Origin of the sequence: Syntrophobacter fumaroxidans MPOB, from assembly GCF_000014965.1 — a bacterium.
GTDB lineage: Bacteria > Desulfobacterota > Syntrophobacteria > Syntrophobacterales > Syntrophobacteraceae > Syntrophobacter > Syntrophobacter fumaroxidans.
On the sequence record NC_008554.1, the window covers coordinates 2,604,274 to 2,629,301 of the forward strand.

Annotated in this window: 20 protein-coding genes and 1 riboswitch; of the genes, 8 read left to right on the forward strand and 12 right to left on the reverse strand. The window is 60.4% G+C overall.

What is annotated here, in order from left to right; all coding sequences use genetic code 11:
- Positions 1 to 26: 26 nt before the first annotated feature.
- The 7 genes from SFUM_RS11025 to SFUM_RS11055 all read right to left on the reverse strand — a co-directional run bounded on the left by SFUM_RS11025 (position 27) and on the right by SFUM_RS11055 (position 7,349).
- On the reverse strand, positions 27 to 1,307 hold the full coding sequence (locus SFUM_RS11025; RefSeq protein ID WP_011698981.1) for a bifunctional cobalt-precorrin-7 (C(5))-methyltransferase/cobalt-precorrin-6B (C(15))-methyltransferase: 1,281 nt from the start codon (positions 1,305 to 1,307) through the stop codon (positions 27 to 29).
- Positions 1,292 to 2,605, reverse strand: a complete 1,314-nt coding sequence (cbiD, locus tag SFUM_RS11030) for a cobalt-precorrin-5B (C(1))-methyltransferase CbiD (RefSeq protein WP_011698982.1) — start codon at positions 2,603 to 2,605, stop codon at positions 1,292 to 1,294. The genes SFUM_RS11025 and cbiD overlap by 16 nt, the downstream gene beginning before the upstream one ends.
- A gap of 446 nt (positions 2,606 to 3,051) precedes the next feature.
- Entirely contained in the window at positions 3,052 to 3,951 is a 900-nt protein-coding gene (locus tag SFUM_RS11035; protein ID WP_011698983.1) for an ABC transporter substrate-binding protein, read from the reverse strand.
- Between the two features lie 124 nt (positions 3,952 to 4,075).
- Positions 4,076 to 4,846, reverse strand: coding sequence for an ABC transporter ATP-binding protein (locus SFUM_RS11040; protein ID WP_011698984.1), 771 nt, complete (start codon positions 4,844 to 4,846; stop codon positions 4,076 to 4,078).
- Entirely contained in the window at positions 4,843 to 5,916 is a 1,074-nt protein-coding gene (locus SFUM_RS11045) for a FecCD family ABC transporter permease (protein WP_011698985.1), read from the reverse strand. Before SFUM_RS11045 ends, SFUM_RS11040 begins: the two co-directional genes overlap by 4 nt.
- A 26-nt stretch (positions 5,917 to 5,942) precedes the next feature.
- Positions 5,943 to 6,662, reverse strand: a complete 720-nt coding sequence (cobI, locus tag SFUM_RS11050) for a precorrin-2 C(20)-methyltransferase (RefSeq protein ID WP_011698986.1) — start codon at positions 6,660 to 6,662, stop codon at positions 5,943 to 5,945.
- Between the two features lie 12 nt (positions 6,663 to 6,674).
- Positions 6,675 to 7,349 carry a precorrin-8X methylmutase gene (locus SFUM_RS11055; protein ID WP_011698987.1) on the reverse strand — a complete coding sequence of 225 codons (675 nt, stop codon included), beginning with the start codon at positions 7,347 to 7,349 and terminating at the stop codon, positions 6,675 to 6,677.
- 257 nt (positions 7,350 to 7,606) lie between these two features.
- Positions 7,607 to 7,800: riboswitch (cobalamin riboswitch) on the reverse strand.
- 281 nt (positions 7,801 to 8,081) lie between these two features.
- Between SFUM_RS11055 and SFUM_RS11060 the strand changes: the two genes are divergently transcribed.
- Positions 8,082 to 10,706, forward strand: coding sequence for a UPF0182 family protein (locus SFUM_RS11060; RefSeq protein WP_011698988.1), 2,625 nt, complete (start codon positions 8,082 to 8,084; stop codon positions 10,704 to 10,706).
- A gap of 880 nt (positions 10,707 to 11,586) precedes the next feature.
- Here the strand turns inward: SFUM_RS11060 and SFUM_RS11065 are convergent.
- The gene (locus SFUM_RS11065; protein ID WP_011698989.1) at positions 11,587 to 11,982 is read right to left on the reverse strand and encodes a DnaJ family domain-containing protein; all 396 of its coding nucleotides are present in this window, start codon (positions 11,980 to 11,982) and stop codon (positions 11,587 to 11,589) included.
- Positions 11,983 to 12,101: 119 nt separating this feature from the next.
- Here SFUM_RS11065 and SFUM_RS21750 point away from each other — a divergent pair, with 119 nt between their 5' ends.
- The 7 genes from SFUM_RS21750 to SFUM_RS11100 all read left to right on the forward strand — a co-directional run bounded on the left by SFUM_RS21750 (position 12,102) and on the right by SFUM_RS11100 (position 19,169).
- Positions 12,102 to 12,833 carry a Rossmann-fold NAD(P)-binding domain-containing protein gene (locus SFUM_RS21750; RefSeq protein ID WP_011698990.1) on the forward strand — a complete coding sequence of 244 codons (732 nt, stop codon included), beginning with the start codon at positions 12,102 to 12,104 and terminating at the stop codon, positions 12,831 to 12,833.
- Positions 12,834 to 13,033: 200 nt separating this feature from the next.
- A complete protein-coding gene (locus SFUM_RS11075) occupies positions 13,034 to 14,257 on the forward strand; it encodes an amino acid ABC transporter substrate-binding protein (protein ID WP_011698991.1) in 1,224 nt (407 codons plus the stop codon).
- Between the two features lie 106 nt (positions 14,258 to 14,363).
- Positions 14,364 to 15,242 carry a branched-chain amino acid ABC transporter permease gene (locus tag SFUM_RS11080; RefSeq protein WP_011698992.1) on the forward strand — a complete coding sequence of 293 codons (879 nt, stop codon included), beginning with the start codon at positions 14,364 to 14,366 and terminating at the stop codon, positions 15,240 to 15,242.
- A gap of 15 nt (positions 15,243 to 15,257) precedes the next feature.
- The gene (locus SFUM_RS11085; RefSeq protein WP_011698993.1) at positions 15,258 to 16,232 is read left to right on the forward strand and encodes a branched-chain amino acid ABC transporter permease; all 975 of its coding nucleotides are present in this window, start codon (positions 15,258 to 15,260) and stop codon (positions 16,230 to 16,232) included.
- Positions 16,229 to 17,002 carry an ABC transporter ATP-binding protein gene (locus SFUM_RS11090; RefSeq protein ID WP_011698994.1) on the forward strand — a complete coding sequence of 258 codons (774 nt, stop codon included), beginning with the start codon at positions 16,229 to 16,231 and terminating at the stop codon, positions 17,000 to 17,002. The genes SFUM_RS11085 and SFUM_RS11090 overlap by 4 nt, the downstream gene beginning before the upstream one ends.
- A complete protein-coding gene (locus SFUM_RS11095; protein ID WP_011698995.1) occupies positions 16,999 to 17,715 on the forward strand; it encodes an ABC transporter ATP-binding protein in 717 nt (238 codons plus the stop codon). Before SFUM_RS11090 ends, SFUM_RS11095 begins: the two co-directional genes overlap by 4 nt.
- 56 nt (positions 17,716 to 17,771) lie before the next feature.
- Complete coding sequence (locus tag SFUM_RS11100) at positions 17,772 to 19,169, forward strand: dihydroorotase (RefSeq protein ID WP_011698996.1); 1,398 nt, start codon at positions 17,772 to 17,774, stop codon at positions 19,167 to 19,169.
- Between the two features lie 8 nt (positions 19,170 to 19,177).
- On the opposite strand, the gene SFUM_RS11105 is transcribed toward SFUM_RS11100, so the two are convergent.
- The 4 genes from SFUM_RS11105 to SFUM_RS11120 all read right to left on the reverse strand — a co-directional run bounded on the left by SFUM_RS11105 (position 19,178) and on the right by SFUM_RS11120 (position 25,018).
- Positions 19,178 to 20,503, reverse strand: coding sequence for a (Fe-S)-binding protein (locus SFUM_RS11105; RefSeq protein ID WP_011698997.1), 1,326 nt, complete (start codon positions 20,501 to 20,503; stop codon positions 19,178 to 19,180).
- Between the two features lie 101 nt (positions 20,504 to 20,604).
- The gene (locus tag SFUM_RS11110; RefSeq protein WP_011698998.1) at positions 20,605 to 21,390 is read right to left on the reverse strand and encodes a 4Fe-4S dicluster domain-containing protein; all 786 of its coding nucleotides are present in this window, start codon (positions 21,388 to 21,390) and stop codon (positions 20,605 to 20,607) included.
- Between the two features lie 29 nt (positions 21,391 to 21,419).
- Entirely contained in the window at positions 21,420 to 21,899 is a 480-nt protein-coding gene (locus SFUM_RS11115) for a hydrogenase iron-sulfur subunit (protein ID WP_353743167.1), read from the reverse strand.
- Between the two features lie 77 nt (positions 21,900 to 21,976).
- Positions 21,977 to 25,018 (reverse strand): FAD-dependent oxidoreductase, encoded by a 3,042-nt coding sequence (locus SFUM_RS11120; protein WP_011699000.1) that lies wholly within the window; start codon positions 25,016 to 25,018, stop codon positions 21,977 to 21,979.
- Between the last annotated feature and the right edge of the window lie 10 nt (positions 25,019 to 25,028).

The window sequence follows — 25,028 nt, forward strand, 5'->3', positions numbered from 1 at the left end:
TTTGGGTCGCCACCGGGACAACCGCGCTACCTCCGCTCCCGGACGGTGACGATGAACACCGGGTTGAGAGCCTCAAGCCTATAGGTCCCGCCGATCGGGGCGGACCGGCTGACCTGGAGCTGCACGACGCGGACCTCAAACGGCTTCCCCAGCCAAAAAGACCTCGCCGCCTCCAGGGTATCCAGCGTCACCGCCGTCTGGACCACGCGTCCGCCGGGCCTCAACCTCTTCGATACCATGTCCAGCAGCATCGGAAGCTCCCCCCCGCTGCCGCCGATGAAAACCCTGTCCGGATCGGGAGCCCCGGCCAGGACCTGCAGGGCGCTCCCCAATACCGGGCGAACCTCCGGACATCGGAAACGCTCGATATTCGCCACCAGATCACGAAACCGGTCCGCGTTGCGTTCAACCGCGATCACCTCGCGAAGCCGCCCCACGCGCGCCGCTTCGATGGAGACCGATCCGCTCCCGGAACCCACATCCCACAGCACTCCGCCCGGCTGCAGCAGCAAATGCGCCAGCACGACGGCCCGGACCTCCGTCTTGGTGATGAGCCCGGCCTCGTGCATGAACGCCTCCTCGGGCAGCCCCAACACGGTGTCCTCGAACGGCGCGGCGGGAGCGCGGCACTGGTCCCGGTCGGCAAATACCGCCACCAGGTTGAGCGTCGAAAAAGCTCCGTCCGCTGCTTCCCGCAACGTGAAACGCCCGATGCGTTCCGTGGGGAGCCCGATGTCTTCCGCCACGATCATGGTGTGGTGCGCGTATCCCGCCGCCAGCATCTCACGGGCGATCCAGGCGGGAGTGCGCCGGGGATCGGTGAAGAAAGCCATCCGGGAACAATGCCTCAGATCGTCCAGCCAGCGCCCGGCATTGGCCGTCTCGCTTCGGCCGTGGAGACTGACGACCTTGACATCGTCCCAGGGTTCGAGCAGGCGCGCGAACAGTGCCTGGACGCTGGTGACGTTGGGCAGGGCGAATACATGCTCCTTGCCGAGCGCCTGGACCAGCCTGCGACCGATCCCGAAGAAGAAGGGATCCCCGGAGGCGAGCACCGCCGTGCGCCGATTCCGCGCCACCGAGCGCAGCCGCTCGATGGTTTCATCCAGGGAGGACAACAGCGGAATGCGCTCCCCCGTGTGGTCGGGGAAGCAATCGAGCAGCCGCTTCCCGCCGACGAGCACATCCGCCCGTTCGATCCAGGACAGCACCCGCGGGCTGAGATCCTCCGCGCCCATTCCCATTCCCACCAGGACCACCAGCGGAGGGCGCCATTCCTCGGGATTCGGTTTTAGACCGGTCTGCATGGTTCCGTCACATCCGCAAGCAGGGTTCCATCATGGGCGAAGAGCAGCAAGCGCACATCGAGCCGATCCTCCGAGAGCCGGCGGGATTGTTCCGCCGCCCGGCATGAAACGGCTCGCAGGACATCCGCGGCATCGCGGCCGAGCAGCAGATCGAGTGCCTGGCGCGCCGTGTTGGCCGCAGCCAGCTCACTGCAAAATTCCGTATCGTGCCCCAGTTGTTCCGCGCACTCCGCAACCGGAGACAAATCCAGGGCAACCTTGTGAGCGTGCGTGTACGCGTGCCCCTGGGCCATTTTCACCACTTTGCCGAAAAAGGCGCTGTGGATGATGCTCCGAAATCCCATGCGGACGGCTTCACGCACCGAGTATGCGAAAAAATCGGCCACCTGGACGAACGCCTCCGGCGGCAGCTCGGGCAAGAGGCTGCGTGCCAGGCGCTCGCTTTTCCCGCCGGTACTGAGCACAACGCCGCGGCAGCCGCAGGCCGCGGCAACCGACAGCGACGCATGAATGGTTTCCTCGTAGGCCTCGTGGGAAAACGGCTTGACGAGCCCGGTCGTCCCAAGTATCGAGATGCCCCCCACGACTCCCAGCCTGGGATTGAGCGTGTGGCGCGCGATTTCCCTGCCTTTCGGCACTTCGATCTCGATTTCCAGGATCGGACCGCCCTCAACGCGGGCCCCCGCAAGAGACCAGGGAAGGAACACATTCGGTTTTCCAGGTTCGCTCCTGTTCGAAGCAACATCGAAAGGAAGCGGACCGCAACCTCCCGTTCTCCGGAGCTCGTCGGCCAGGTTGCGCACGATCATTTCCCTCGGCACGGGGTTGACCGCAGGCTCTCCGGACTGCACGGGAAGACCCGCCTTGGTCACGACGCCAACCCCCTCTCCCGCGATGAGTCGAATTCCCGGAATGCTCCCGTCCGTCGCCCCCGACCGCCGCTCGTCACGGTGTCCCTCCGGCCGGCGGGGATCCTCCGGATGAAACGCTTCGGCCGGGCGTCGATCGCACTTCAAACGCACCGACAGTTCCGCGTTGTGGGTCACGTCCGGATCGTCTCCGCCGTCCTTCACCACCGTCGCCACGGCGAACCGACCGTCCAGGAGGCAGGCCGTCACCGCGACGGGAAGGAAGACATCGTTCGGGAGGCGGACCGCCACGATCTCGACCGCCCTGCCGGTGAGGCACAACCTCAGCGCCGCCACGGCCGCGGCCGTCACCGCCGTCCCCGTGCTGAATCCCCGGCGCAGTTCCTTTCCTGCCCGGCGCCCGTGTGAATGATCGGAAGCGCTGGCCATTTTCCCTTCGAGATCCCCTGATACGAAGTTACCTAGAAAATAGATTCCCGGGTGAAACTGTTTTCATGCTTCGCAGGTGAAGCACAGCCTCATGGATAATTGCGTTCAAGATGGATTTTTCAAACACAAAAGAGCGGGGGAATGATTCCCCCGCACCCCCCAAGTTTCGGCCACACGCCCACGCGCGTGAGGCCGAGCGCTCGGCGCTGTCGGCGACTGGCCGAAGGCCGCCGCCGCAGCGCCACACGGAGCCGCGAAGCGGCGAGGGGGGGATACGTCCCCCACGCTTTTAGAGTATCATTTTGAACGCTATTATCCATGCCCCCTGCGACACCCGCGAAGCATGAAAACAGACTCCCGAGGGAGTCTATTTTCTAGGTAATCCGTATGAGTCATTCCGTCACAGCCGGTGTTGCGTCCCGGCACAGACCGATCCTATCACAAAACTAACGCCCGCCCTCGTCGAATATCGTCGGATAGAGCGCCGCGGCAAGTTGCTCGACGGCTTCCACACAACGCGGGCCCGGCCTCGAAAAGATGAATTCATCCACAGGAACGATCTTGCCCTCCTTCACGCACCTCAAACGATCGAAATGCGCCCGCGCTGCCAGTTCGGCGGGGTTCCGGTTCATCGGACCCCGCTGCATGACGTACACATCCGGGTCGTCGAGCAGCAGGGCCTCGAGACTGTATTGCACGATGGCTTTCTCGCTCCGCAGAACGTTCTCGGCCCCGGCCGCAGCCAGGATCTGCTGCACGATGGAGCCGCGCCCGGCACCCGTGAGCGGCTCCGCGCGGACCTCGAAAAAAACGCGCCGCCGCTTCTCGACGCCGGCGAGCTTCGCCTGTACGCGCGCCAGCCGCTGCTTCATCCGGGCAACGGCCGCTCCGGCTTCGCCTTCGCAACCGGTGAGAACTCCCAGCCGCTCCATGGTCGAAAAGATGTCCTCAAAACTCTTCGGGGCAAACACCGCCACCGGAATCCCCGCTCCGGACAAGCGTTCCATGTCGGGCATCTCCTCGCGGCGGCTGGCGCTCTGGATCACCAGGTCGGGTTTGAAGCCGATGATCATTTCGAAATTGGGCTTCATGTGGGTCCCCACCGACGGCAGTTTCAGGATTTCAGGGGGATAAGCATCCGCCTGGGTGCGCGCCGCCAACCGGGAGCCAGCCCCGACGGCGTAGAGCATTTCCGCGAAGGCTCCGTACAGGGAGATGATGCGCCCGGCCGACTGAGAAAGCGTGACGGTCGTGCCGAGATCGTCGGTGATCTGCACCGCCCCGGCGCGGGTGTGAAGAATCGACGCGACCAGAAGGAATGCCAGGATCCATCGAAAAGGCTTCAAGGAACCTCCTCCCTGAAGCCCGGTGTCGGGCTTCGTTTTCGTAAATCCAACCGCACAACGGACCCGCGTCCCGAAAGGACACGCTCAGGGCCTCGCGCGAACCTCGCGGCGGCACGCCGTTCGACTACGGGAGAAAAACCACCTGCCGCTTTTCCGTTCCTTCGATCTCGCGGACCATCACGGGCGTCTCGTAGACGTGCTCCAGAACGTCCGCGTTCAAGACTGTATCGACCGCGCCGTCGGCCACGAGCTCTCCGTTCTTGAGAAAGATCATTCTCCTGCAGAAGAGAGCGGCCAGATTGACGTCGTGGAGCACCGCCACCACGGTCAGGCCGTCCTCCCGGTTCAGGCGGTCGAGCACCCGGAAGATCAGGAGCTTGCGGTGGATATCCATGGCCGACGTGGCTTCGTCGAGCAGCAGGATGGGGGTTTCCTGGGCGAGTGAGCGCGCCATCACGACACGCTGTTTTTCGCCGCCGCTGACCGCCGTGATGAGACGCTTGGCCAGCATGGCGGTATCCGTCGCCCCGAGCGCTCTCCGGACCGCGGCTTCGTCCTCCGGGCTCTCCATCTGCCAGCGTTTCTGATGAGGATATCGCCCCATGCGGACCACTTCTTCGCAGCGAAAGGGAAAACGCAGGTCGATATCCTGAGCCACCACGGCCATCAGGCGGGCCCGTTCCCTGGTCTTGAGACGGGCCAGCGGTTTCCCTTCGATCTCGATCGAACCCGACTGCACCGGCACGATACCGCTCAACGCCAGCATGAGGGTGGACTTCCCCGCCCCGTTCGGCCCCAGCACGCCGATGAATTCCCCGCGCCGGACAAGAAAGGAGAGGTCCTTGAGCACCGTTTGCCCGGCATAGCCGCAGGTCACCCCGTCCAGGCGAATCACAATTGCAGGTACTTCTTGCGATGCAGCAGCAGGTAACAAAAGAAGGGTCCTCCAAGGATCGCCGTCACGACGCCTACCGGCAGTTCCTCGCCGTTCGGCAGCAGGCTTCGTGCGATGGTGTCGGAAACGAGCACGAGCAATCCGCCGGTCAACAGGGTCGCCGGAATGAGTCGCCCGTGCCGGGGTCCCACGACCAGGCGCGCGAGATGCGGCACAACAAGCCCGACGAACCCGATGATCCCACTCACCGCCACCGCCGCGGCGGTCGCCAGCGAAGCGGCCAGGAGCAGCCAGAATCGTACCCTCTGGACGTTGACGCCGAGATGTTGCGCCTGGATGTCCCCCAGGCTCAGGATATCGAGCTCCCTGGTGAAGATGAGTATCCCGGCCCCGCCCGCCACCAGATATGGCAGCACCAGGACGGCATGAGTCCAGCTCTTGCCCGAAAGGCTCCCCATGATCCAGAAGACGATGGTGGATACCGAGTCTTCGTTCAGACTCTTGAGGAGGCTGATCCATGCCGACAGAAAGGTGGATACGATGATCCCCGCAAGCACCAGCGTGGTGGCGTGGATCCTCCCGTCAATGCGCCCCAGCAGATAGACCAGGTAGAGCGCGAGCATCGCTCCGGCAAAGGCCGCCAGGGGCAGGCCGCTGATCCCCGAAAGCTGCATGCCCCCCAGTCCCAGAAGAATCGCCAGCGAGGCGCCGAAGGCCGCTCCCGTGGAGACCCCGAGCGTGAAAGGGTCGGCCAGCGGATTGAGCAGCACTCCCTGGTAGACGGTGCCCGCAAGCGCCAGTGCCGCGCCCACGATGAATGCGAGGCAGACTCTGGCCAGCCGCACGTTGATAACGATGTATCGCACCGTATCATCGATGCCCGCCGCGGAATCGGAATCAAAGGGGGATATCCAGAGCCGGAATATCGTGCGGTAGGACGTTTCGAAGGAGCCGATTCCCGAAGCGAGGAACGCGGCAACGACAATCAGGAGGACAAATCCGGCCCAGCACAGCACGGAAATCCCGCAATGACCCGACAGCACCGTGTGACGCCGAACCGTTCGTTCCATGGCGGGGATATCTTCCCGACCTCCCTTCACCGGGGTTCCATGCCGCGTTTCTTGATGATCATGAGTGAGAGATAGTGAGGTTTGAGCGTCCTCATCTTCCGATAGTCCCGTTCCACAATCTCGCCCTCAAGCCCGCAGCGGCTGATGAAACAGCACTTGTCTTCGAGCCCCTTTTCCTCGATCTGCGCCAGGATCTGGGGAAACTGCTTGTATGTCTTCATGAGCACCACATTGTCGGCCGTTTCGATCGCCGCGTTCAGGCGGGTTCCGCCCTTGGCTCCCGATATGATGGTGATGGCTTCCTCGCCTTCGGCCAGGGGCAGATTGGCGCAGGCCGCGGCGGCCTGGTAGGAGGTGATGCCGGGGACGACGACGACGTTGACATCGGGAAGCCTGCTGCGCACCTTCCTCATGAGATAGATGAACGTGCTGAAGGTGAGCGGATCTCCGAGTGTGATGAAGGCGACGTTCTTTCCCTGCCTGAGAATCTCGACCACCTGTTCGCAGTTGGCCGTCCATGCATTTTCCAGGTGTTCGGAATCGAATGTCATGGGAAAAGCCAGCTGGTCGATGGGCGTTCCGGGCGGCAGATGCTCCCGCACGATGTCGTGCGCCAGGCTGTAATCGTTGCTGGACGAGGAAGCGGCAAAAACATGGGCCGCTTCCTTCAGAACTTTCACCGCCTTCAGCGTGAGCAGTTCCGGATCCCCGGGCCCGACGCCGACCCCGTAAAGAGTGCCGAACATGGCTGAATATCCTTATTGGTTGACATTTCCGGCCAATTCCAGAAGCGCATGCAGGATGGCCACCGCCACCGAACTTCCTCCCTTGCGGCCGAGAACGGCGATGGCGGGCTGATCGGTCATCCGTTGGAGCTGGTCCTTGGATTCCGCGGCCTGCACGAATCCCACCGGGACACCGATCACCAGCGCGGGGCGCACGCCGTCTTCACGAATCAGACGGAGCACCTCGAGCAGCGCGGTGGGTGCGTTCCCGATGGCCACGACGGCGCCGTTCAACTGGTCGGAAACGCCCCTGAATGCGGCAACCGAACGCGTGACCCCCTGTTCTTCGGCCCGTATCCGGCTTTCCGGGTGGAGTGCCGGAACCACCGCCTCATTCCCGTACCACTGCAATCGCCACGGCGACAGCCCCACGGCAATCATGCGCGTATCGGCGAAAATGGAAGCGCCCCGTGTCAAAGCCGCCACCCCCGAGGCCACAGCCCGGGGATGAAACCGAATCTGCCGGGCATAATCGAAATCGCCCGTGGTGTGGATCACTCGACGCACCACCTGCCACTGGTCCTCGGGAAAAGGATGCTCCCCCATTTCGGCATCGATGATGCGGAAACTCTCCATCTCGATGGAGCGCCCCGCTTCCACCAATCCCGGCCGATCCTCCGTTGAACCCATGAGCTCGTTCAAAGCCATTGCATCTCTCCGACCCCGACGCCCGCCGACCTGGTGAACGCGACACGACCACGCGGGCGCAAACCCGACGCTTCACGTACAACCCCTTGGCATCGTCACGCCCGGTACCCGAAGGCGTGTCGAGGGCGATCAAATAAAAAAAGTCCTCAAAACCCCTTTTCTTGCGGAGTTTCAAGGACTGCACCCAGCTCGACTTGATCCTTTTCTCATCAGGGAATACCGCGTTCCCCACGGAATGCCGTTCCATTCCGGCCCTGAGAACCCCTGAGGCGCAGGCAGGTTTTCTGGCTCACGGATCAGCCTACTCACCACGCCTTCCCGGCCCGTTGATTCCGGACCAGTGGCAAACCGGCGGTTTTCGTCCCCGTTTACAGCGGCGGGACCGCGACGGCATCTCACCGTCTTCCCTTTTGAATCCCCAATATTGGATACCTGTGCCTGTATAATTTCAAAGAACTGATTATCTTCTACCTGTTCCAGCGGATGAACCCGATGGAGAAAAACCCGGCGCACGGTCAACGGCCACGCCGCCGCACGACCCTTCATGCACTGTCTATCGCATTTGCCGGCCGGCGTCAACGCAAATGCTCGAAGCACGGCGGGGATGCACTGGAAACGGCTGCGAAAATCTTTGACCCGATGCGTTCGATATGGTTCAATTCCTCAATTTTTCCGGGAGTCATCGATCGCATCATTAGGGTTTCTCCCTCACCGGTGCCAAAGGAGTCGCAAATGAATCGTTGGGCACGCTGGCCTCTCATCATCCTGATCGGCATTTTGGGCATCTCGGCTGTTGTTATCCTGTCCAGCCTTGCTTCGGTCGACTACCTGATCAACATCTGGTGGTTCGATTCCCTCGGGTACGGGCTTTACTACTGGCTGCGGCTCCTCTACCGTTACATCGTCTTCGGAGCGGTCACCCTCTTGTTTTTCCTGATTTTTTTTCTCAATTTCTGGGTGGCTTCGCGATACGTGGGGAATGTGCCGCCCGCCCCGTCGAAGTTCAGGATCGCCGCGCTCGACCGGTACTTGAACGTCGTCCGGATGTTCAGGTCCGGGTCGCTCTGGGTCTACACCCCCTTGTCGCTTATCCTGGCCGTCATTATCGCCCTGCCGATATTCGAGAAGTGGGAAGCCTTTCTGCTGTACGTGGCGGGACCGAAGACGGGTGTGCCGGACCCGGTTTACGGCAAGGACATCAGCTACTACCTGTTTTCTTATCCCATCTATACGCTTGTCCAGCGCCGGCTGCTCATCGCCTTCGTGCTGCTGCTCGTTGGCCTGGTGGCGCTCTACCTGCTCGAGCGCCGGCTCCTCGCCCGGCAGGAGCAACCCATTCCCGCGGGGGCCAGGCTGCATCTGAGCATTCTCATTCTCCTGATTTTTCTCATCGAGACCTGGGACTACGTTTTGCAGCGCTACGAGCTCCTCTACAGCGAGGCGCACATGCCTCTGTTTTACGGGGGCGGTTTCGTCGAAATGTACGTCATTTGGGCGCTCATCTGGTTGACCCTTTTCTTCCTCATGGGAACCGCCTTCTCAATGATCGCATTCATCCAGACCCGCAAGGGGCTGAAACCGCTGGTCGTCTTCGCCGTGGGATTCGTGCTCGTCCTGGGCCTGCGCTATTCCGCGTTCCTGCCGGCGACCGTGGAAAAACTCGTGGTGAAACCCAATGAGGTTTCACGGGAGAGAGACTTCATCGTCAATAACATCAAAGCCACTCTCTCCGCATACAACCTCAACACGGTCCAGACGCGCGATTTCACCCCGGCCCGCACTGCGGCCGATGTCGCGTCGCCGAAGGTCAAGGCGCAATTGAGGAATATTCCCGTCTGGGACGGGGAGCTCCTGGACGACGTCTACAAGCAGCTCCAGCAGCTGCGCACCTACTATACCTTTCCCAGCGTGGATGTGGCGCGGTACACGGTCAACGGGATGCCTCAGCAGGTTTTCCTCAGCGTGCGCGAGCTCGATTATACGCTCATTCCCGAAGCGGCCCGCAACTGGGTGAATGAACACCTGTCCTACACCCACGGCTACGGCGCGGTCATGACGCCGGCCAGCCAGGGCGGGGACGAACCCATGACTTGGTTCATCAAGGGGATTCCCCCCGAGTCCGAATACGGCTTCAGGATCGAACAACCGGGGGTCTACATCGGACTGGGTTCCTACACCTACGTCATCGCGCCCAACGACGCCGGGGAAATCGACTACCCGAAAGGAAACAGCAACACCATGGTGAGCTACAAGGCCGAGGACGGCGTTCCCCTGTCGTCCTTTCTCAGAAGGATCCTCTTCGCCTATCACTTCGGAGACCGCAACCTCCTGTTCACCACCAAGACAACTCCGGACAGCAAGATACTCTTTCGCAGAAATCTCCTCGAACGGATCCGGGTCCTCACGCCCTTCCTCCTTCTGGACGGAGATCCCTATGCGGTGGTGACACCCGGCAAGCTCTACTGGATCCAGGATGCCTATACGACTTCGGAATTCTACCCCGGGGCCACTCCCACACTGTGGGGCAGGGACAGGTTCAACTACATTCGCAACTCCGTGAAGATCGTCGTGGACGCATTCAGCGGAAAGGTGGAATATTACGTATTCGAGCCCGGCGATCCCATTGTGCGCGCCTATTCGAGGATCTATCCGGGAGTGTTCAGAAATGCCGACCAGATGCCGCCCGAGCTCAAGGCCCAGGTCCGTTATCCGCAGGACATTTTCGAAATCCAGATGAACATCTACGCAAAGTATCAGCAAACCGATCCGGAAGTCTACTACCAGCAGGAAGACATGTGGGAACCCGCCAAGACTTTCCAGGACAGGACTCCAGTGACCATCAAGCCTTACTACGTGACACTGGATCTCATCGATCCGAGCCGCTTCGATTTCCTTCTGCTCGCACCCATGAGCCCCAAAGGACGCGACAATCTCAGGGCGCTGGCGCTGGCCGGCTCCGACCCGCCCCATTACGGAAAGATCATCGTCTACAACTTCCCAAAGGGCGAACTGATCTACGGACCCTCGCAAATCTACGCACTGATCAACCAGGACACAAGGATATCCGAACAGTTCACACTCTGGGACCAGGTGGGGTCGCAGGTCGCCAGGGGCAAGATGATCATTCTGCCCATCAGCAACATGATTCTCTACATCCAGCCGGTCTACCTGAAGTCTGCGACAAAGCTCAAGATCCCGGAATTGAAGCGGATCATCATGAGCCAGGGGCAGATCGTGGTGATGGAACCATCCCTCGAGGAGGCCTATGCGAAATTGCAGGAGCGGATCAAGCTGGAAATCGATCGGGTGGACAAGCGGTTCGCCCCCCTGTTGCCGGGTTCTCCCGCGGGGAGGTAGGGCGGTCGCGGTTTCATCGCGGCCACGATCCGACCGGAGCGCGCGTCCACCCCCCCGCGCATACAAGGGTGGGCACGGTTTTATCGTGCTCACGTCCCCCCGGGCATTCCGATTCCACACCGCCGCACCGGGAACGACACAGCGCCCGGGAAGGCGGCGCGCACGGCATGATCCGGCCGGGCCGCGCGCTCACCCCCTGTGCTCGACCTGGTCCGCCGGAGATGAATCACCGCGAAGGGCGGGAACGTGCCGGGTCTTGGGCGCGCTCTCGCAAACCTGCACGGACCTTGGGCCGGCACCGAACTGTGAAAATGTGCCGGGCCGGGATGGCTTCATGCGAAACCGTCATTTCGCCAGGACACCCTCGAGCGATCAAAAACCTCCCCGCGGCGACATGTTCCGAAGCCGCCCGATTCTATCCTTCAGGTCCGCATGAATCCGGGTAAACCATACGGATACGGGCTTGCGCCGGTATGAGCGCGGTATTTTCTCACACATTGTCATTGCATGGGACCATTCCTGCACGATGAAAACCGATCATGATGTGGCAGGATTATCTTTGCCGGGCAAGAATTCAGTGTATTTCCGAATGGTCGGCCATGATTAACCCCTGGTGTCATTCATTCGGAACCAGGACGCAATGGTGTGATGAAACGAGCAACAGGGAATCCCGCTCATGGAAATTATGACAAGTCTTGACAAGAGAAACTGTTCTGATATTATGAATATGATGGTGCTTGCCTGGAAAAAGCCTATAGCTTTCGAGAGACTCTTCAGTTGTTGTTTGACGGCGGCTTTTCATAAAATATGGAGAGCGCGCGAAAGCAACGACAGGGACCTTCATCGATCCCTGCCCGGCAAGTCATCAGGGCGGCGCGATCTACTTCTCTTCCTTTTTCGCTTCCATCTTGTCGACGACTTTTTCGTAGTAGACCTGGTTCTCTTCGAGCGCAAACGACGAGCGACGGGTCATGTTGAGCTTCATGATCAGATAATTCAGCTTCTTCATCTGCCTGTATTTTTCGCGGGTATCCTCCATGCCGGCCAGGAGGGCCTCCGTGGTGCGGATCTCCTTCCTGAGCTCCAGTTCGGGAGGAAGGCAGTCGGCGTTTTTCAGGATCTTGTAGGCCAGCCTGATATCCTGGGGCAGGTGGCTGTCGTCCTCCAGGTTGAGCGGCTGCCCCTTGCCGGGCAGGTTATCGAATTCGCCGTTTTTCGCGGCTTCCCGGATGCGCTCTTCGGCGATCTTGTCGAAGATGGCAAAAATGTTACCCATCCTAACCCTTTGCGAGGTGGACGCAATGACCTGAGATCATCCCGTCGGCATGAACGGGAAAACTTTTCTTATCTTTTATTTTTACCATAGACCCGGCAAAGATCAAACGAAAGGTATCGATGATCCAGCAACGGAATTCTTCCGTGCCGCAGCCCTTCCCTCCCCGGGCGATTCGCATCCTGGGGGCGGGCCGCTTCGGTCGGCTCGCGGCGGAGAGACTTGGGAAGCGATTCCCTAGGGCATCCATTCGCGTGGTGGATCACCGGGAGGAGAGACTTAAAGCCGTGGAAAGGGATTTCGGACTCCCGACGCAAGCCGAGGACGCATTATCGCACTTGTCCCGAGGGGAGTTCTCCGACGAGGTTTGGATCATTCCCGCCGTCCCTGTTCATGTGGCTTTTCATTGGGTGCTCAACAGGCTGAGCCGAACGGGAAGCGCGCGAATGCTCCCCGTTCCCGACGCGGCCGACAGCCAGGTGCCGAATCCTTACCGCGTTGCGGACGGAACACTCTTCGCCAGCTACGCCACGTTCATCTGCCCCGACGCGTGCAACGAACCGGACGACATCTGCACCCACACCCGGCAACGACGACTTGGCAATTTGTTCGAACACCTCGAAAGCATCGTGCTTCCGGGTTACGGCATCGTAGTGGTGAGGAGCTGGCAGCTTGCGCCCGGAGTAGGGGGCTACCCCGCCGGGTATCTCGCCGCCCGGCTGAAGGTCGTCGAACAAACCCCGGGGCGGTACCTGGTCGCCACCAGTTGTCGCTGCCACGGAGTTCTGAATTGCCTTGAGTGGAACCGGGCGTCGTCATACTTCCCGGAGCGTGATTTGCCGGCGCGGCCATGACGGCGGATCGGGATGCCGTTCACGGACGGAGTGTTTCTGAATTCGCCTTTCTATAGGATAATGAGCCAATCGCGGCCCCTGGTCGGATACCGATGGATAGCGTTACAACCGTTTCGGTCTGTCCGGATTCCCCTTCAGGGAGGCGAACTGCGGACCGCTGTGGTCCGTGTCATCGAGTTTACCCCAATCGGAGGTGCTCCATGAAATCCAGGCCCCAGGTAAGACTGATTCCCGTTTTGGCGGCAGTTGCAGTGTTCACGATGTCCGTGAGCTTTTGGGCAACGGCATGTGCCGAGGACGTCATCAAGATCGGCGCGGCCGTGAGCCTGAGCGGCAAGTTCGCCCGTGAAGGAGAGTTTCTCAAGCAGGGCTATGATTACTGGAAGGATGCGGCCAATGCTCAGGGCGGAGTGAAAATCGGGGACAAGAAATACAAGGTCGAAATCGTTTACAATGATGACGAAAGTGATCCGCAGACCAGCGCCCGCTTGACCGAAAAGCTGATCACCGAGGACAAGGTGAAATTTCTATTCGGCCCCTATTCCTCAGGAATCGCAACTGCAACGGCGGCCATCAGCGAAAAATACAACATGCTGACCATGGTGCCGATGGCAACCGCGGACAGCATCTACCAGCGCGGCTACCGCTACGTTTTCTGTCCTTCGCCGCTGGCTAGCACGGGCTTGTATCCCATTCTCGATCTCATCGGCACCCTGGAAAAGAGGCCTGCGACCATGGCCATAGTCGGTCCCGATTCCCTGTTCCCGAACATCACCGCTGAAGCCGCACAAAAGAAGGCCGAGGAAATGGGGATCAAAGTGGTCTATCTCGGGAAATACCCTCAGAGTGCCGCCGACTTGTCCTCGGTCGCAACCGCCGTCAAGGGCGCGAACCCGGAGGCGATCCTGTGCACCGGCTACACCCAGGATTCCATCCTGTTGGTGAAGTCCATGCGGGAACTGCAGGTCAATCCCAAGCTGGTGGGCCTTGCCATGTCGATCGCCGTTCCCGACTTCAGGAACGCGCTCGGTTCGGCCGCCAACCAAGTCATGGGAACCGACTACTGGGTGCCGACCCTCACCTACACCGGAATCATCGTGAAGGATTCCGACACTTACGCAAAAACGTACAAGGAAAAGTTCCAGAAGGATCCCACATACCAGGCGGCCAGCGGCACCGCCGCGGGCATCATCCTCCAGATGGCCGTGGAGAGCGCGGGCTCGCTCGACACGAATGCAGTCCGGGAAGCCCTCTTGAAATTGAAAGGGCAGACATTTTACGGCGACTTTCAATTCAACGAGCAGGGGGTCAACACGGCGGCGAAGCTGTCGGTCACTCAGATCCAGGATGGACAACCCAAGGTGGTTTTCCCCATCCAGGTGCGGCAGACCCCGGTTCAGTACCCCAAGGCCCCCTGGAACTGATCCGCCTCCATTCGGAACACGCGCCGGTTCCCATGGGTCATCGCCCTGGGAGCCGGCATGAAACACGGTTATCGAGCATCGTCCGTTCCTGTTGTCGGGATAAAAAATGGATATGTTGTTTCAGACCATTATCAACGGGCTCCTCCTGGGCGGGCTGTACGCCACTGCGACGATCGGCTTTTCGATGGTCTGGGGCGTCATGGGGGTGATCAACCTGGCCCACGGAGCCTTTATCATGATCGGAGCCTATGTCGGTTACTGGGCTTTCGCCCATTTCGGCCTGGACCCCTTCCTGACGATTCCATTGTCCATGGCGGTGCTGTTCGTCATCGGATACCTGCTCCAGGAGCTGTTGCTGAACCGGGTCATGCGCACGAGCCTCCTGCTTTCCCTGATCCTGACATTCGGGCTGGACATGTTTTTCATCAACGTGGTCATCCTGCTCTTCTCCTCGGATTTCCATTCCGTGAACACCTCTTACACAGGGAGCTCCCTGAAGGTCGGAACGGCTTTCATTCCTTACGTGAGGTTGCTCACCTTCACGTTCGCCCTGATCCTCGCGGGCGGTTTCTACCTTTTCCTTCGGCGTACCCGGGCGGGTCACGCGATCCTGGCCACCGCCCTCGACAAGGAGACGGCCCGGCTCATGGCGATCAATCCCTCTCGGGTCTATTCCCTGACGTTCGGGGCGGGAGCGGCCCTGGCGGGAGCGGCGGGCAGTCTGGCCAGCATGTTGTTCCCCATCTCCCCGATCATGGGGCGGGAGTTCATAGGGGCCGTTTTCGTGATCACCGTGCTGGGCGGCATCGGCAGCGTTGAAGGGTGCGTGCTGGCGGGCCTGCTCTACGGGTTGATCCAGGCGCTGGCCTCGCTCGTACTGGGTGTAAGTTACCAGAATATCGTGGCATTCATCATTTTTCTGCTCATTCTTGTCCTTCGTCCCCAGGGATTGTTCGGAAAGCGGTTTTACGGAGAGATTTCCTAGGCGGAAGGGTTTCCCATGGCGGGTTTCGAGAAGAAAGACGCTGGCCCTGCACTTCCCTCCATTGTCCTTGGAGCCGCGGTGCTCGTGTTTTTGATCGTTGCCCCGTTCGTTTTGTCCAATTACTGGCTTCGAGTGCTCACGAGCATCCTGATGTACGGCATCGTGGCCCAGGGTCTGAACATCATCGTGGGGTACACGGGCTATCACGCCTTCGGGAATTCGGTGTTTTTCGGCATCGGGGCCTACAGCACAGGTGTCGGCATGGCGCTGGGGCTGCCTTTCGGCCTTGCATTGGCGCTGACCGTCCCCGTGGCGGTCGTTGTCGCCGTCATGGTGGGCTGGCCCCTGCTGCGGCTGAGCGGTCACTACTTCGCCATAGCCACGGTGGCGTTGAACATGGCGATGATGGAGATGGTCATCAACGTGGGGGGCATCACCGGAGGAGCCCAGGGCCTCGCCTTGCCCATCAACCCCATGGGACCGGCCATGCTCTACAAGATCATCTACCTTGTGATGCTGCTCATCCTGGCGGGTGCCACCGCCACGGTTTACTGGCTCGATCGCGGTTCATTGGGATATGCGCTCCGGGCGCTTCGGGACAGCGAACAGGGCGCCCAGGTTATGGGCATCAACACGACGGCCATGAAGATCATGGCCTGGGCCGCCAGTGGATCGTTCACCGCCCTGGCGGGAGGGGTCTGGGCCTACTGGTTTACTTTCATAGAGCCTTCAAGCGCCTTTGACATCAATATTTCCATCAAGGGCTACGTGATGATGCTCATGGGAGGATTGGGAACCGTGTTCGGACCGCTCATCGGAGCCGCCTTTCTGGAGCTTTTCGCCACCATCATCTGGGGAAAGTTCCTGAAAATTCACCTGCTCATCCTGGGCATGCTCATCGTGCTCGTCGTCACGCTCATGCCGCAGGGATTGCTGCATCATCTCCGTTGGTTCAAACGGCGCGGCAAGCCGAAGGAGGTCATTCGATGACCCTCCTGGAAGGCAAGGCCATATCCGTGAGCTTCGGTGGAGTTCAGGCGCTGAGCGCAGTCGACCTGTCGGTCCACGAGGGCGATGTGCTCGACCTGATCGGCCCCAACGGGGCGGGCAAGACGACTCTGCTCAACGCCATCTCCGGACTCTGTCCCGCCCGGTCGGAGACTTTGAAGTTCAACGGCACCGAGATTTCGCGCCTGAAACCCCACCGAAGGGCAAAGCTCGGCATCGCCCGGACTTTCCAGGTGGTGAAGCCCTTCGACAGGCTGACCGTAGTGGAAAACGTCGCCGTGGGCGCCATGTTTTCAGGCCACAAAATTCCCACCAGGAGCCGGGTGATCGAACGCGCGCGCGTCGCCCTCGAACAGGTGGGGATCGCGTCCAAGGCGGACCTCTTTCCACGGCAGCTCACGCTGTCCGAACGGCAGCAGCTCGAACTGGCCCGGGCGCTTGCCATGGAACCCGCGCTTCTTTTGCTCGACGAGGTCATGGCGGGCCTGAATCACGCGGAAATCGAGAAGACGATGGCCCTCATACAGCACATCAACAAGAACCTGGGCATAACGATCGTCGTGGTCGAACACGTCATGAAGGCCATCATGAATGTGTGCAATCGCATCGTGGTGCTCCATTTCGGGAAGAAGATCGCCGAGGGCACCCCGGCCCGGATCGTGGAATCCCCCGAGGTGATCCAGGCCTACCTCGGAAAGCGCTTTGCGGATCGTCAGCGCAGGGACCAGGCGCAAAGGGCGGCACAACCATGAGCATCCTCGTTGTCAAAGACCTTGAGGTGAAATATGGTGACACCCAGGTCCTCTGGGGACTGGATCTCACTATCGAGCGGGGAGAGTTCGTCGCCCTGGTCGGAGCAAACGGAGCCGGGAAGACCACTTTCCTGAAGACGGTCGTCGGCCTGCTGCCCGCGGCGGCCGGGAGCCTGCATTTTGCCGGTGAAGAAGTCTCCGGCATGCCGGTGGAGTACAGGATCAGGAAGGGCATGGCAATGGTTCCCGAGGGGAGGCGACTGTTCAAGGGCATGTCGGTCATGGACAATCTCATGATCGGCGCACACTTTCGCGAGGATCGTCCACAGGTCCATGAAGACCTGGGCAAGGTGTTCGGATACTTCCCGGAACTGGAGCGTTTGAGGAAGCGGGTGGCGGGCGACCTGTCCGGGGGAGAACAGCAGATGTGCGCGGTCGGCCGGGCTCTGATGGCCAGCCCCGGGCTTCTGCTGGTGGACGAAATGTCCCTGGGTCTGGCGCCGGTTGTTGTGGAGCGCCTGGCCGAGGTGCTGGCGAAAATCAACGTCAATGAACGGATGAGTGTCCTGCTGGTCGAACAGGACGTGGAAATCGCCCTGGAATTGAGCAGCCGGGGATATGTTCTGGACAACGGGCAGGTTACAATGAGCGGCGATGCCGGGGAGCTGCTGCGGCATCCGCAGATCCGGGAAGCCTATCTGGGGCTGACCTGAAGCAGCTTTGAGGCGGATCGTTCGGGGGTGGTGAAGAACAGAGCGGGAGGGTTGTGGTGAATTCGATTGATCTGATCGTGCGAGGCGGCACGATTTATGCCGCGGACGGACATTACCGCGCGGACATTGCCGTGAAGGATGAAAGGATTGTCGCCATCGGGCATGCGGAGCTCTTTCCCCGGGCAAGAACGGAAGTGGACGCAACCGGTCTGTGCGTCCTGCCCGGGCTGTGGCACACGCACTGCCATTTTCGAGAGCCCGGGCACACGGACAAGGAAGACTTTACATCCGGGACCAGAGCGGCGGCGGCGGGGGGAATCACTTTTTGCATCGACATGACCAACAACACTCCCCATCCGTCGACCCTGGAGGACTTTCAGATGAAGCTGGGGATCGCCCGAGAGAAAGCCTGCGTCGATTTCGGGCTTTACGGGGCGGGACTCTACCCGGATCAGATCGGCAAGCTGGCCGGTGCCGGAGCGATCGGCATCAAAGTCTTCAACACGCGGCACATCAAGGAAGTCTATCCGTATATCAGCGAGCTCGGCGTACTCAATCACGGCCTGCTCTACGAGATCTACGAAGCGGTTGCGGACACGGGCCTGATCTGCTCCGTGCATCATGACGATCCCGACTGGTGCCGGAGGATGACTTTCCGAGAGTACATCAACGTAGGGAAGACGGAAAACCGGCACTACATGGAGGCCTATGAAAAGGGTTACATGTACGGGCACGGCATGGTGGCCGGCCTGGCTGCTTCGCTTTACTACGCGGATTTGGCCGGGGTCTCCCTTTATGTCCTTCACCTGGGGGTCATGCCCCCCGGTGCCTACGAGATGATCCGGCACGCCAAGGTCGAGCTCGGGCAGGAAGTCTACGCCGAGCTGGAGATTTCCACGGCACTCATGACCAGGAAACAGGCGGAAAAGGTGGGGCCGTGCACCTATGTCTGGGCGTACAGCCCGGAGACCGCCTGGGACAGCCTGGAGAGCGGCGTCACGGACGTGATCGTGGGAGAGCATGCCCCGCATACCGTCGCGGAAATGGAACCCGGTTGGAAGGACAATTTCTCGGTCCCGCTGGGCATCACGGGGGCGCAGGAATTCATCCCGCTCATGCTCACCCAGGTGAACAATGGAACCCTGAGGCTCGAAGACCTGGTCTGGTACTGTTCCGAAAGCCCGGCCCGGATTTTTGGCGTTTACCCGCGCAAGGGGACGATCTCCATCGACGCGGACGCCGATTTCACCATCGTCGACATGAATCGCCGCAAGATCCTGACGGGCGCGGACATGTACACCAAGTCCCGGACCACCTCCTGGGAAGGAATGGAAGTCACGGGCATGCCGGTTTACACGATCGTGCGGGGAGAAGTGGTGATGCGGGACGGCCAAATCCTGGCGCAACCGGGCTTTGGCCGTTTTCTGCCGGGCAAGGCCGCTTCCGGAGCCTAACGCCGGCACTATTCCATGTCCTCGTCAACAACGACCCCCAGCCGTTCCCACTGGGCGGCGGCTTCTTTTTGGGCTTTCTCGATTTCTTCGTCGTCCCAGGGTTCGATCACCAGGGTTTCGGCCACCAGTTGCCAGATGTATTTCACCTCGTAGTCACAATCGGGGTAGAATTTCGGGATTCTTCTCATCATCTGGTCGCGGCAGTTGGAACATCCCACGACGACGACGTGAGCCCCGCTTTCCTTGATCTGCTTGTATTTGAAACGCGCGTGGTAGGCCGATTCCTCTTCGTAGGGCATCGGCCAGTTGCCGCCCCCTGCACCGCAGCAGAAATTGTTTGCGCGGGTGGGCACCATCTCCACGAACCGGTCCACGCATTGGTCGATGATCCATCGCGGCTCGTCGTAATACCCTTTACCGAAATTGCGCTCCAGTTCACGTCCGTGTTTACAGGAGTCGTGCCAGGTGAAGACTTGACCTGCATTCCGGCTCTTGTCGAGTTTGATTCTCCCCGATTCGATGATTTCCTTGAGATAGTCATACAGGTAGATGTGGTTGATCTTGTTGTTCGGATCCTCCAGTACGCATTCCTTCATGCCTTTTCTGCAACCATAGGAACCGCCGCCGCAATCGGGCATGATCATGCGATTGATTGTATGCCGTTTCATGAAATCGATCTTTCTCTGCGCCAGGATTCTGGTGGCTTCGCTGTTCCCCGTGAAAAGCCCCCAGTCGACCGCCTCCCAGTTCTCGGAGGGAATCGTCCAGTTCTCCCTGGCTGCGTAGAATATCTTCCACCACCACTTCATGTCTTCATTGTCCGAGAAGACCTCCTTCGAATTGGGAAAGAAGAGGACGTCCGCATTTTCCCTGTCGACGGGGACATAGAATCCGGGACACTCCTCCTCGGCGAGCTCGCGTCCCATGTCCGACATCAGGAAGAAATAGTCCTCCTGGGGTATGGCCATATTGTTCCCGGTATTCAAGACATTCAGGACTCCCTTGTGCAGAATCCCCGGGACATCTTCCCTTGGCCGCAGAGATTTCATATGTCCCATGATGCCGACGATGTCGATCCCCATGGGGCACCCATGCACGCAGCGGCCGCAGCCGGTGCAGAGCCAGGGGAACTTCGATTGCACCACCTCGTCCGTCATGCCGTACGCCAGCATGCGCAGCACCTTCCGGGTGTCCCATCCCTCCATCCCGGGCATCCCGGTGATGGGGCAACCGTTGGTACAGGTCCCACAGGTCAGGCAGAGGTTCAGATTGAACTTGCCCAGATACTCTTTGACGGGGTCCTTAAATTTCGGATTCGTGATCGCTTCCTGCATGTCATTGTCCTTTCTTGAAAATACACACGTTCGAACAAGCGCCGATTTGAGTTCTTCCGCGCATGGCCTTGAATCTTCGGGCATTGGGCCCGGTGCTGTCGTTATCCCGTCGGCAACAGCAGCTCATCGCCCGGAAACGTGAACGGGGACATGCCCTCGTCGACTCCGGGACGATAATCGAAAATCTCCTCCACCAGTCGGTTCACTTCCTTGTAGAGCGACCTGAGAGGGATGCGGGCGGGGCAGATTTCTTCGCAGAGTCCGCAGTCGATGCAGCGTCCTCCCATGTGAACCGCCCGAACCAGATGGAAAGATGAGTCGGGGGGCAGTTTCGCCCCCGAAACGAGTTCGCGGTGTTCCAGGCTGCATTCCGTGCAGAAGCATACCGGGCAGACATCGCGGCATCCGTGGCAATGGATGCATCGATTCATGTGGGTGAGCCACCACGCGCGCCGTTCGCTCATGGCCATGGCCTGCAACGCGTCGACCTTTCGGCTTTGCGTCACCGGGGCCGCCGGCTCGCCGTAATCCAGCAGATCGGGAAAGGGTTGCCGGCACTCGCAACAGTCAGCCAGTTCCCGGCTGCATGCCTGCCCCACCACGACCACCTTGTCCGGTTCCAACTGTTTCCATTTGAACAGCTCCCGGAGCCCCCGCTCCTCGCACCCCCTCACCAGGACCCCGTAGGTCCGATCCGAATGCATGCGCATTTCCCGGAGGAGCAGCTTGAGTACAGGATACCGGGCCACGGTCGGACGCCACGGCTCCAACTCGTTCGCATTCTCTTTGGTAAAGAGCCGGGGAAAGGGAAAGCCGTTCATCGTCCGGTAGCCCCAGAACCCGTCCACTCGTCCCTCAAGCAGAAGGCTTTTTATCTTGGTGTCCATTTGAACCCATCCTGAACGTATCGGAATACTTACGCCATGAACTCCCCTCGTCCGGAAAACGCTTCGGACGGATGGGCATCCATCCCCGGCACAGCCTCGAAGGTGGGCGCGGGACCGAGACTGCGAATTTGATCGGTGAACTCCCGAACCACCTCCGCAAACCTGAGGCCCTCCGCCGCCGAAATCCATTCCAGGCGGAGCCGTCGAGGATCGTAGCCGGCGAATTGAAGCAACCCTTCCAGAAACTTCACCCGCTTCATGGTCATGTAGTTGCCCTTGAGATAATGGCAGTCGCCGATGTGACAGCCCCCGATCAAGACCCCGTCGGCCCCCTTCTGAAAGGCGTGCAGGAGGTGGTGGGGAGAGATCCCTCCGGAGCACATCACCCGGATGATGCGAATATTGGCCGGGTACTGCAGGCGGCTCACCCCGGCGAGGTCCGCGCCGGCATAGCTGCACCAGTTGCACAGAAACCCAAGAATCTTCGGTTCGAATGCCTTGTCGTCCACGTCCATTCCCCGTTTGTCCTCAACATCGGACGCCAAAAGGCGAAGCCGAACGTTCAGCCGAAGGCCCGCGGTCCCCCTCAAGCCGAAAGGGCTTCGTCGATCTGCCTGTAGATCTGCGGGTTACTGAATCCCATCAGCGAAACGGCCTCGGAGGGACAGGCTGAAGCACAGGTTCCGCAGCCTTTGCAGAGCGCCTGGTTCACTTCACATCGGCCCTCCCGTTCCAGGTAGCTGACAGCCCCGAAGGGACAGCACTCGACGCATGCGCGGCAGCCCGAACACCTGTCTTTTTCCACGACGGCCGTCACGCCGCCCGCCACGATGAAATCCCTGGCCAGGACAGTGGCCGCCCTGGCCGCAGCGGCTTTGGCCTGGGCGATGCTCTCTTCCAGGGGCTTGGGCCAGTGAGCCAGGCCGGCCACGTAAACCCCTTCCGTGGCAAAGTCCACGGGGCGGAGCTTCATATGAGCCTCCAGGAAGAAGCCCTCCGGGTTCCGGGGGACTTTGAACAGCTTCGCCGGCCCTTCCGATTCCCGCGGCTCTATGGCACTCGCCAACGTCAAAACATCCGGATGCAGGACGATCCGTCTTTGCAGGATGGGATCGAATACCGTAACTTGGAGGCTGTCCCCTCCGGTTTCCACTTCGGGCTTTCGATCCGCGTCGAAACGGATAAAGAGCACGCCTCTTCGCCGGGCCTCCCTGTAGAGATTTTCGCGAAGTCCGTGGGTGCGGATATCCCGATAGAGAATGACGACATCCATGGCCGGGTTGATCTCTTTGAGACGTATGGCGTTCTCGATGGAGTGGCTGCAGCAGACCCGGCTGCAATAGGGCCGCGCAGGCTCTCGCGAACCCACGCACTGGATGAAAACGGCGGACCGTGCGTCCACGAACGACCTGCGGCGGTTCGAAACGGCTTCATCCAGCTCTGTGTTGAGACAGATGCGCCCGTCGGTGCCGTATCCGTACTCGTCCGGCTTGTGGGGCTGTCCCCCCGTGGCGATCACGGCCACCCCGTGATGCACTTCTTCGCTGTTGCCGCCGGATTCCAATACGGAACAAAAATTCCCCACAAAGCCCCGAACTTCTTTCAGGACGGTTTTTTTGCGAACCGTGATGAGGGGATGGTTCTCCACTCTCTCGATGAGAGAATCCAGGTAAGGACGAACGGGATCGCCGTTCCAGACGGTCAGCAGCTTTCGAGCGTTTCCGCCCAGGTCGTCCCCCCGTTCGACGAGAGTCACCGGAAATCCCTGGCCGCCCAGCGCCAGTGCGGCCTCCATGCCCGCAACACCGCCCCCGAGGACCAACCCGCTCCTTGTGACGTTGAGTCGAATTTCCTCGAGCGGCTTTTGCAGAGCGACCTTCGCCACCGCCATGCGTACCAGGTCTTTGGCCTTGATCGTGGCCGCCTCCGGAAAATCCTGGTGTACCCAGGAATTCTGGTCCCGGATATTGGCGAGCTCGAAAAGATACTTGTTGAGGCCCGCTTCACGGATGGTCTGCTGAAAGAGGGGTTCGTGCGTGCGCGGAGAACAGGACGCCACCACCACGCGGTTCAGACCGTGCTCGCGGATCGCTTCCTTCATGCGATCCTGGGCGTCCTGCGAACACGTGAAGAGGCTCTCTTCCACGTACGCCACGTCCGAAAGCGTTCCCGCATAATCCTTCACGGCGGGAACGTCCACGACCGCCCCGATGTTGATGCCGCAGTGACATACAAACACACCGATACGTGGAGGTTCCTCGCCGGAGATCTCGGATTCCGCCGTTTCCGCGGGTTTTCTTGCGACGGCGCCGCGCACCGGCGCGAGAAGCGAAGCCGCCTCGGCCGCCGCCGCCGACGCCTCAATGACCGACTGGGGAATATCCTTGGGACCCTGGAACGCCCCGCAAACGAATATCCCGGGCACGGACGTGGAAACCGGTGCAAACGGAGCAGTGGCCGCAAAACGCGCTGCATCGATCGCGATCCCCATCCGGCGGGCGAGCTCGAGAACCTGCGGCGACGTCTCGAGTCCCACCGAAAGCACGACCAGATCGAATTCCTCCTCACGCGGCAACCCGTCATCGGCGGCATACCGGATCAGGCAATTCCCCGATTCCCGGGCCTGCTCGACGCTGTGAACGCGGGATCGCACGAAGCGAATCCCCTGCTCCTCACGCGCCCGCTGGTAATACTTTTCAAAATCTTTTCCCGAAGTCCTCATGTCCATGAAGAAGATGGTTGCATCGAGCGGCTCGCGGCTGTGTTCCTTCGCAATGACCGCCTCCTTGACGGCGTACATGCAGCAGACCGCCGAACAGTGGGCGTTGTCGCAGCGATTGAGCTCTCTTGACCCGACACACTGAAGCCAGGCGATGCGCCGGGGCTCCCTTCCGTCGGAGGGACGGGCGAGGTGCCCCCCGGAAGGCCCCGAAGGGGAGAGAACGCGTTCGAACTCCATGGACGTGATAACGTTGGGGAAGCGGGAATAGTTGTAGGTATCGAAAACTTTCGGATCGAACGTCTGAAATCCCGGAGCCAGAATGATGCTCCCCACTTCAAGACTGAAATCCCTGTCCTCGTCTTCGAAATTGACGGCGCCCGCCGGGCAGAACTTCTCGCATGCCCGGCATTTTCCTTTTTCGAAGTAGAGACAGTGCTCCCTGTCTATGGCGTACTTGAGCGGCACGGCCTGAGGATACTTGACATAAGCCGCCTTGCGCCGGTTCAATCCCAGGTTGAACGCATCGGGGACCTTCCGGGGACACTTTTGCGCGCACACGCCGCAGGCGATGCATTTCTTCGCATCGATGTAACGGGCCCTCGACCGGAGCTTCACGGAGAAGCACCCCGCTTCTCCCCCCACTTCACGGACCTCCGTCAACGTGAGAATCTCGATATTGGGATGCCGCCCACATTCCACGAGCTTGGGGGACAGGATACACATGGAACAGTCGTTGGTGGGAAAGGTCTTGTCGAGCGCGCTCATCACGCCGCCTATGGCTTCGCTCTTTTCGACCATGTGCACGAAATAACCCGTATCGGCCAAGTCCAGGGCCGCCTGCACCCCGGCGATCCCTCCTCCGACCACCATGACCGATCCGACCAGATTTCGCGATAGGTTCGACATACGTTCACCT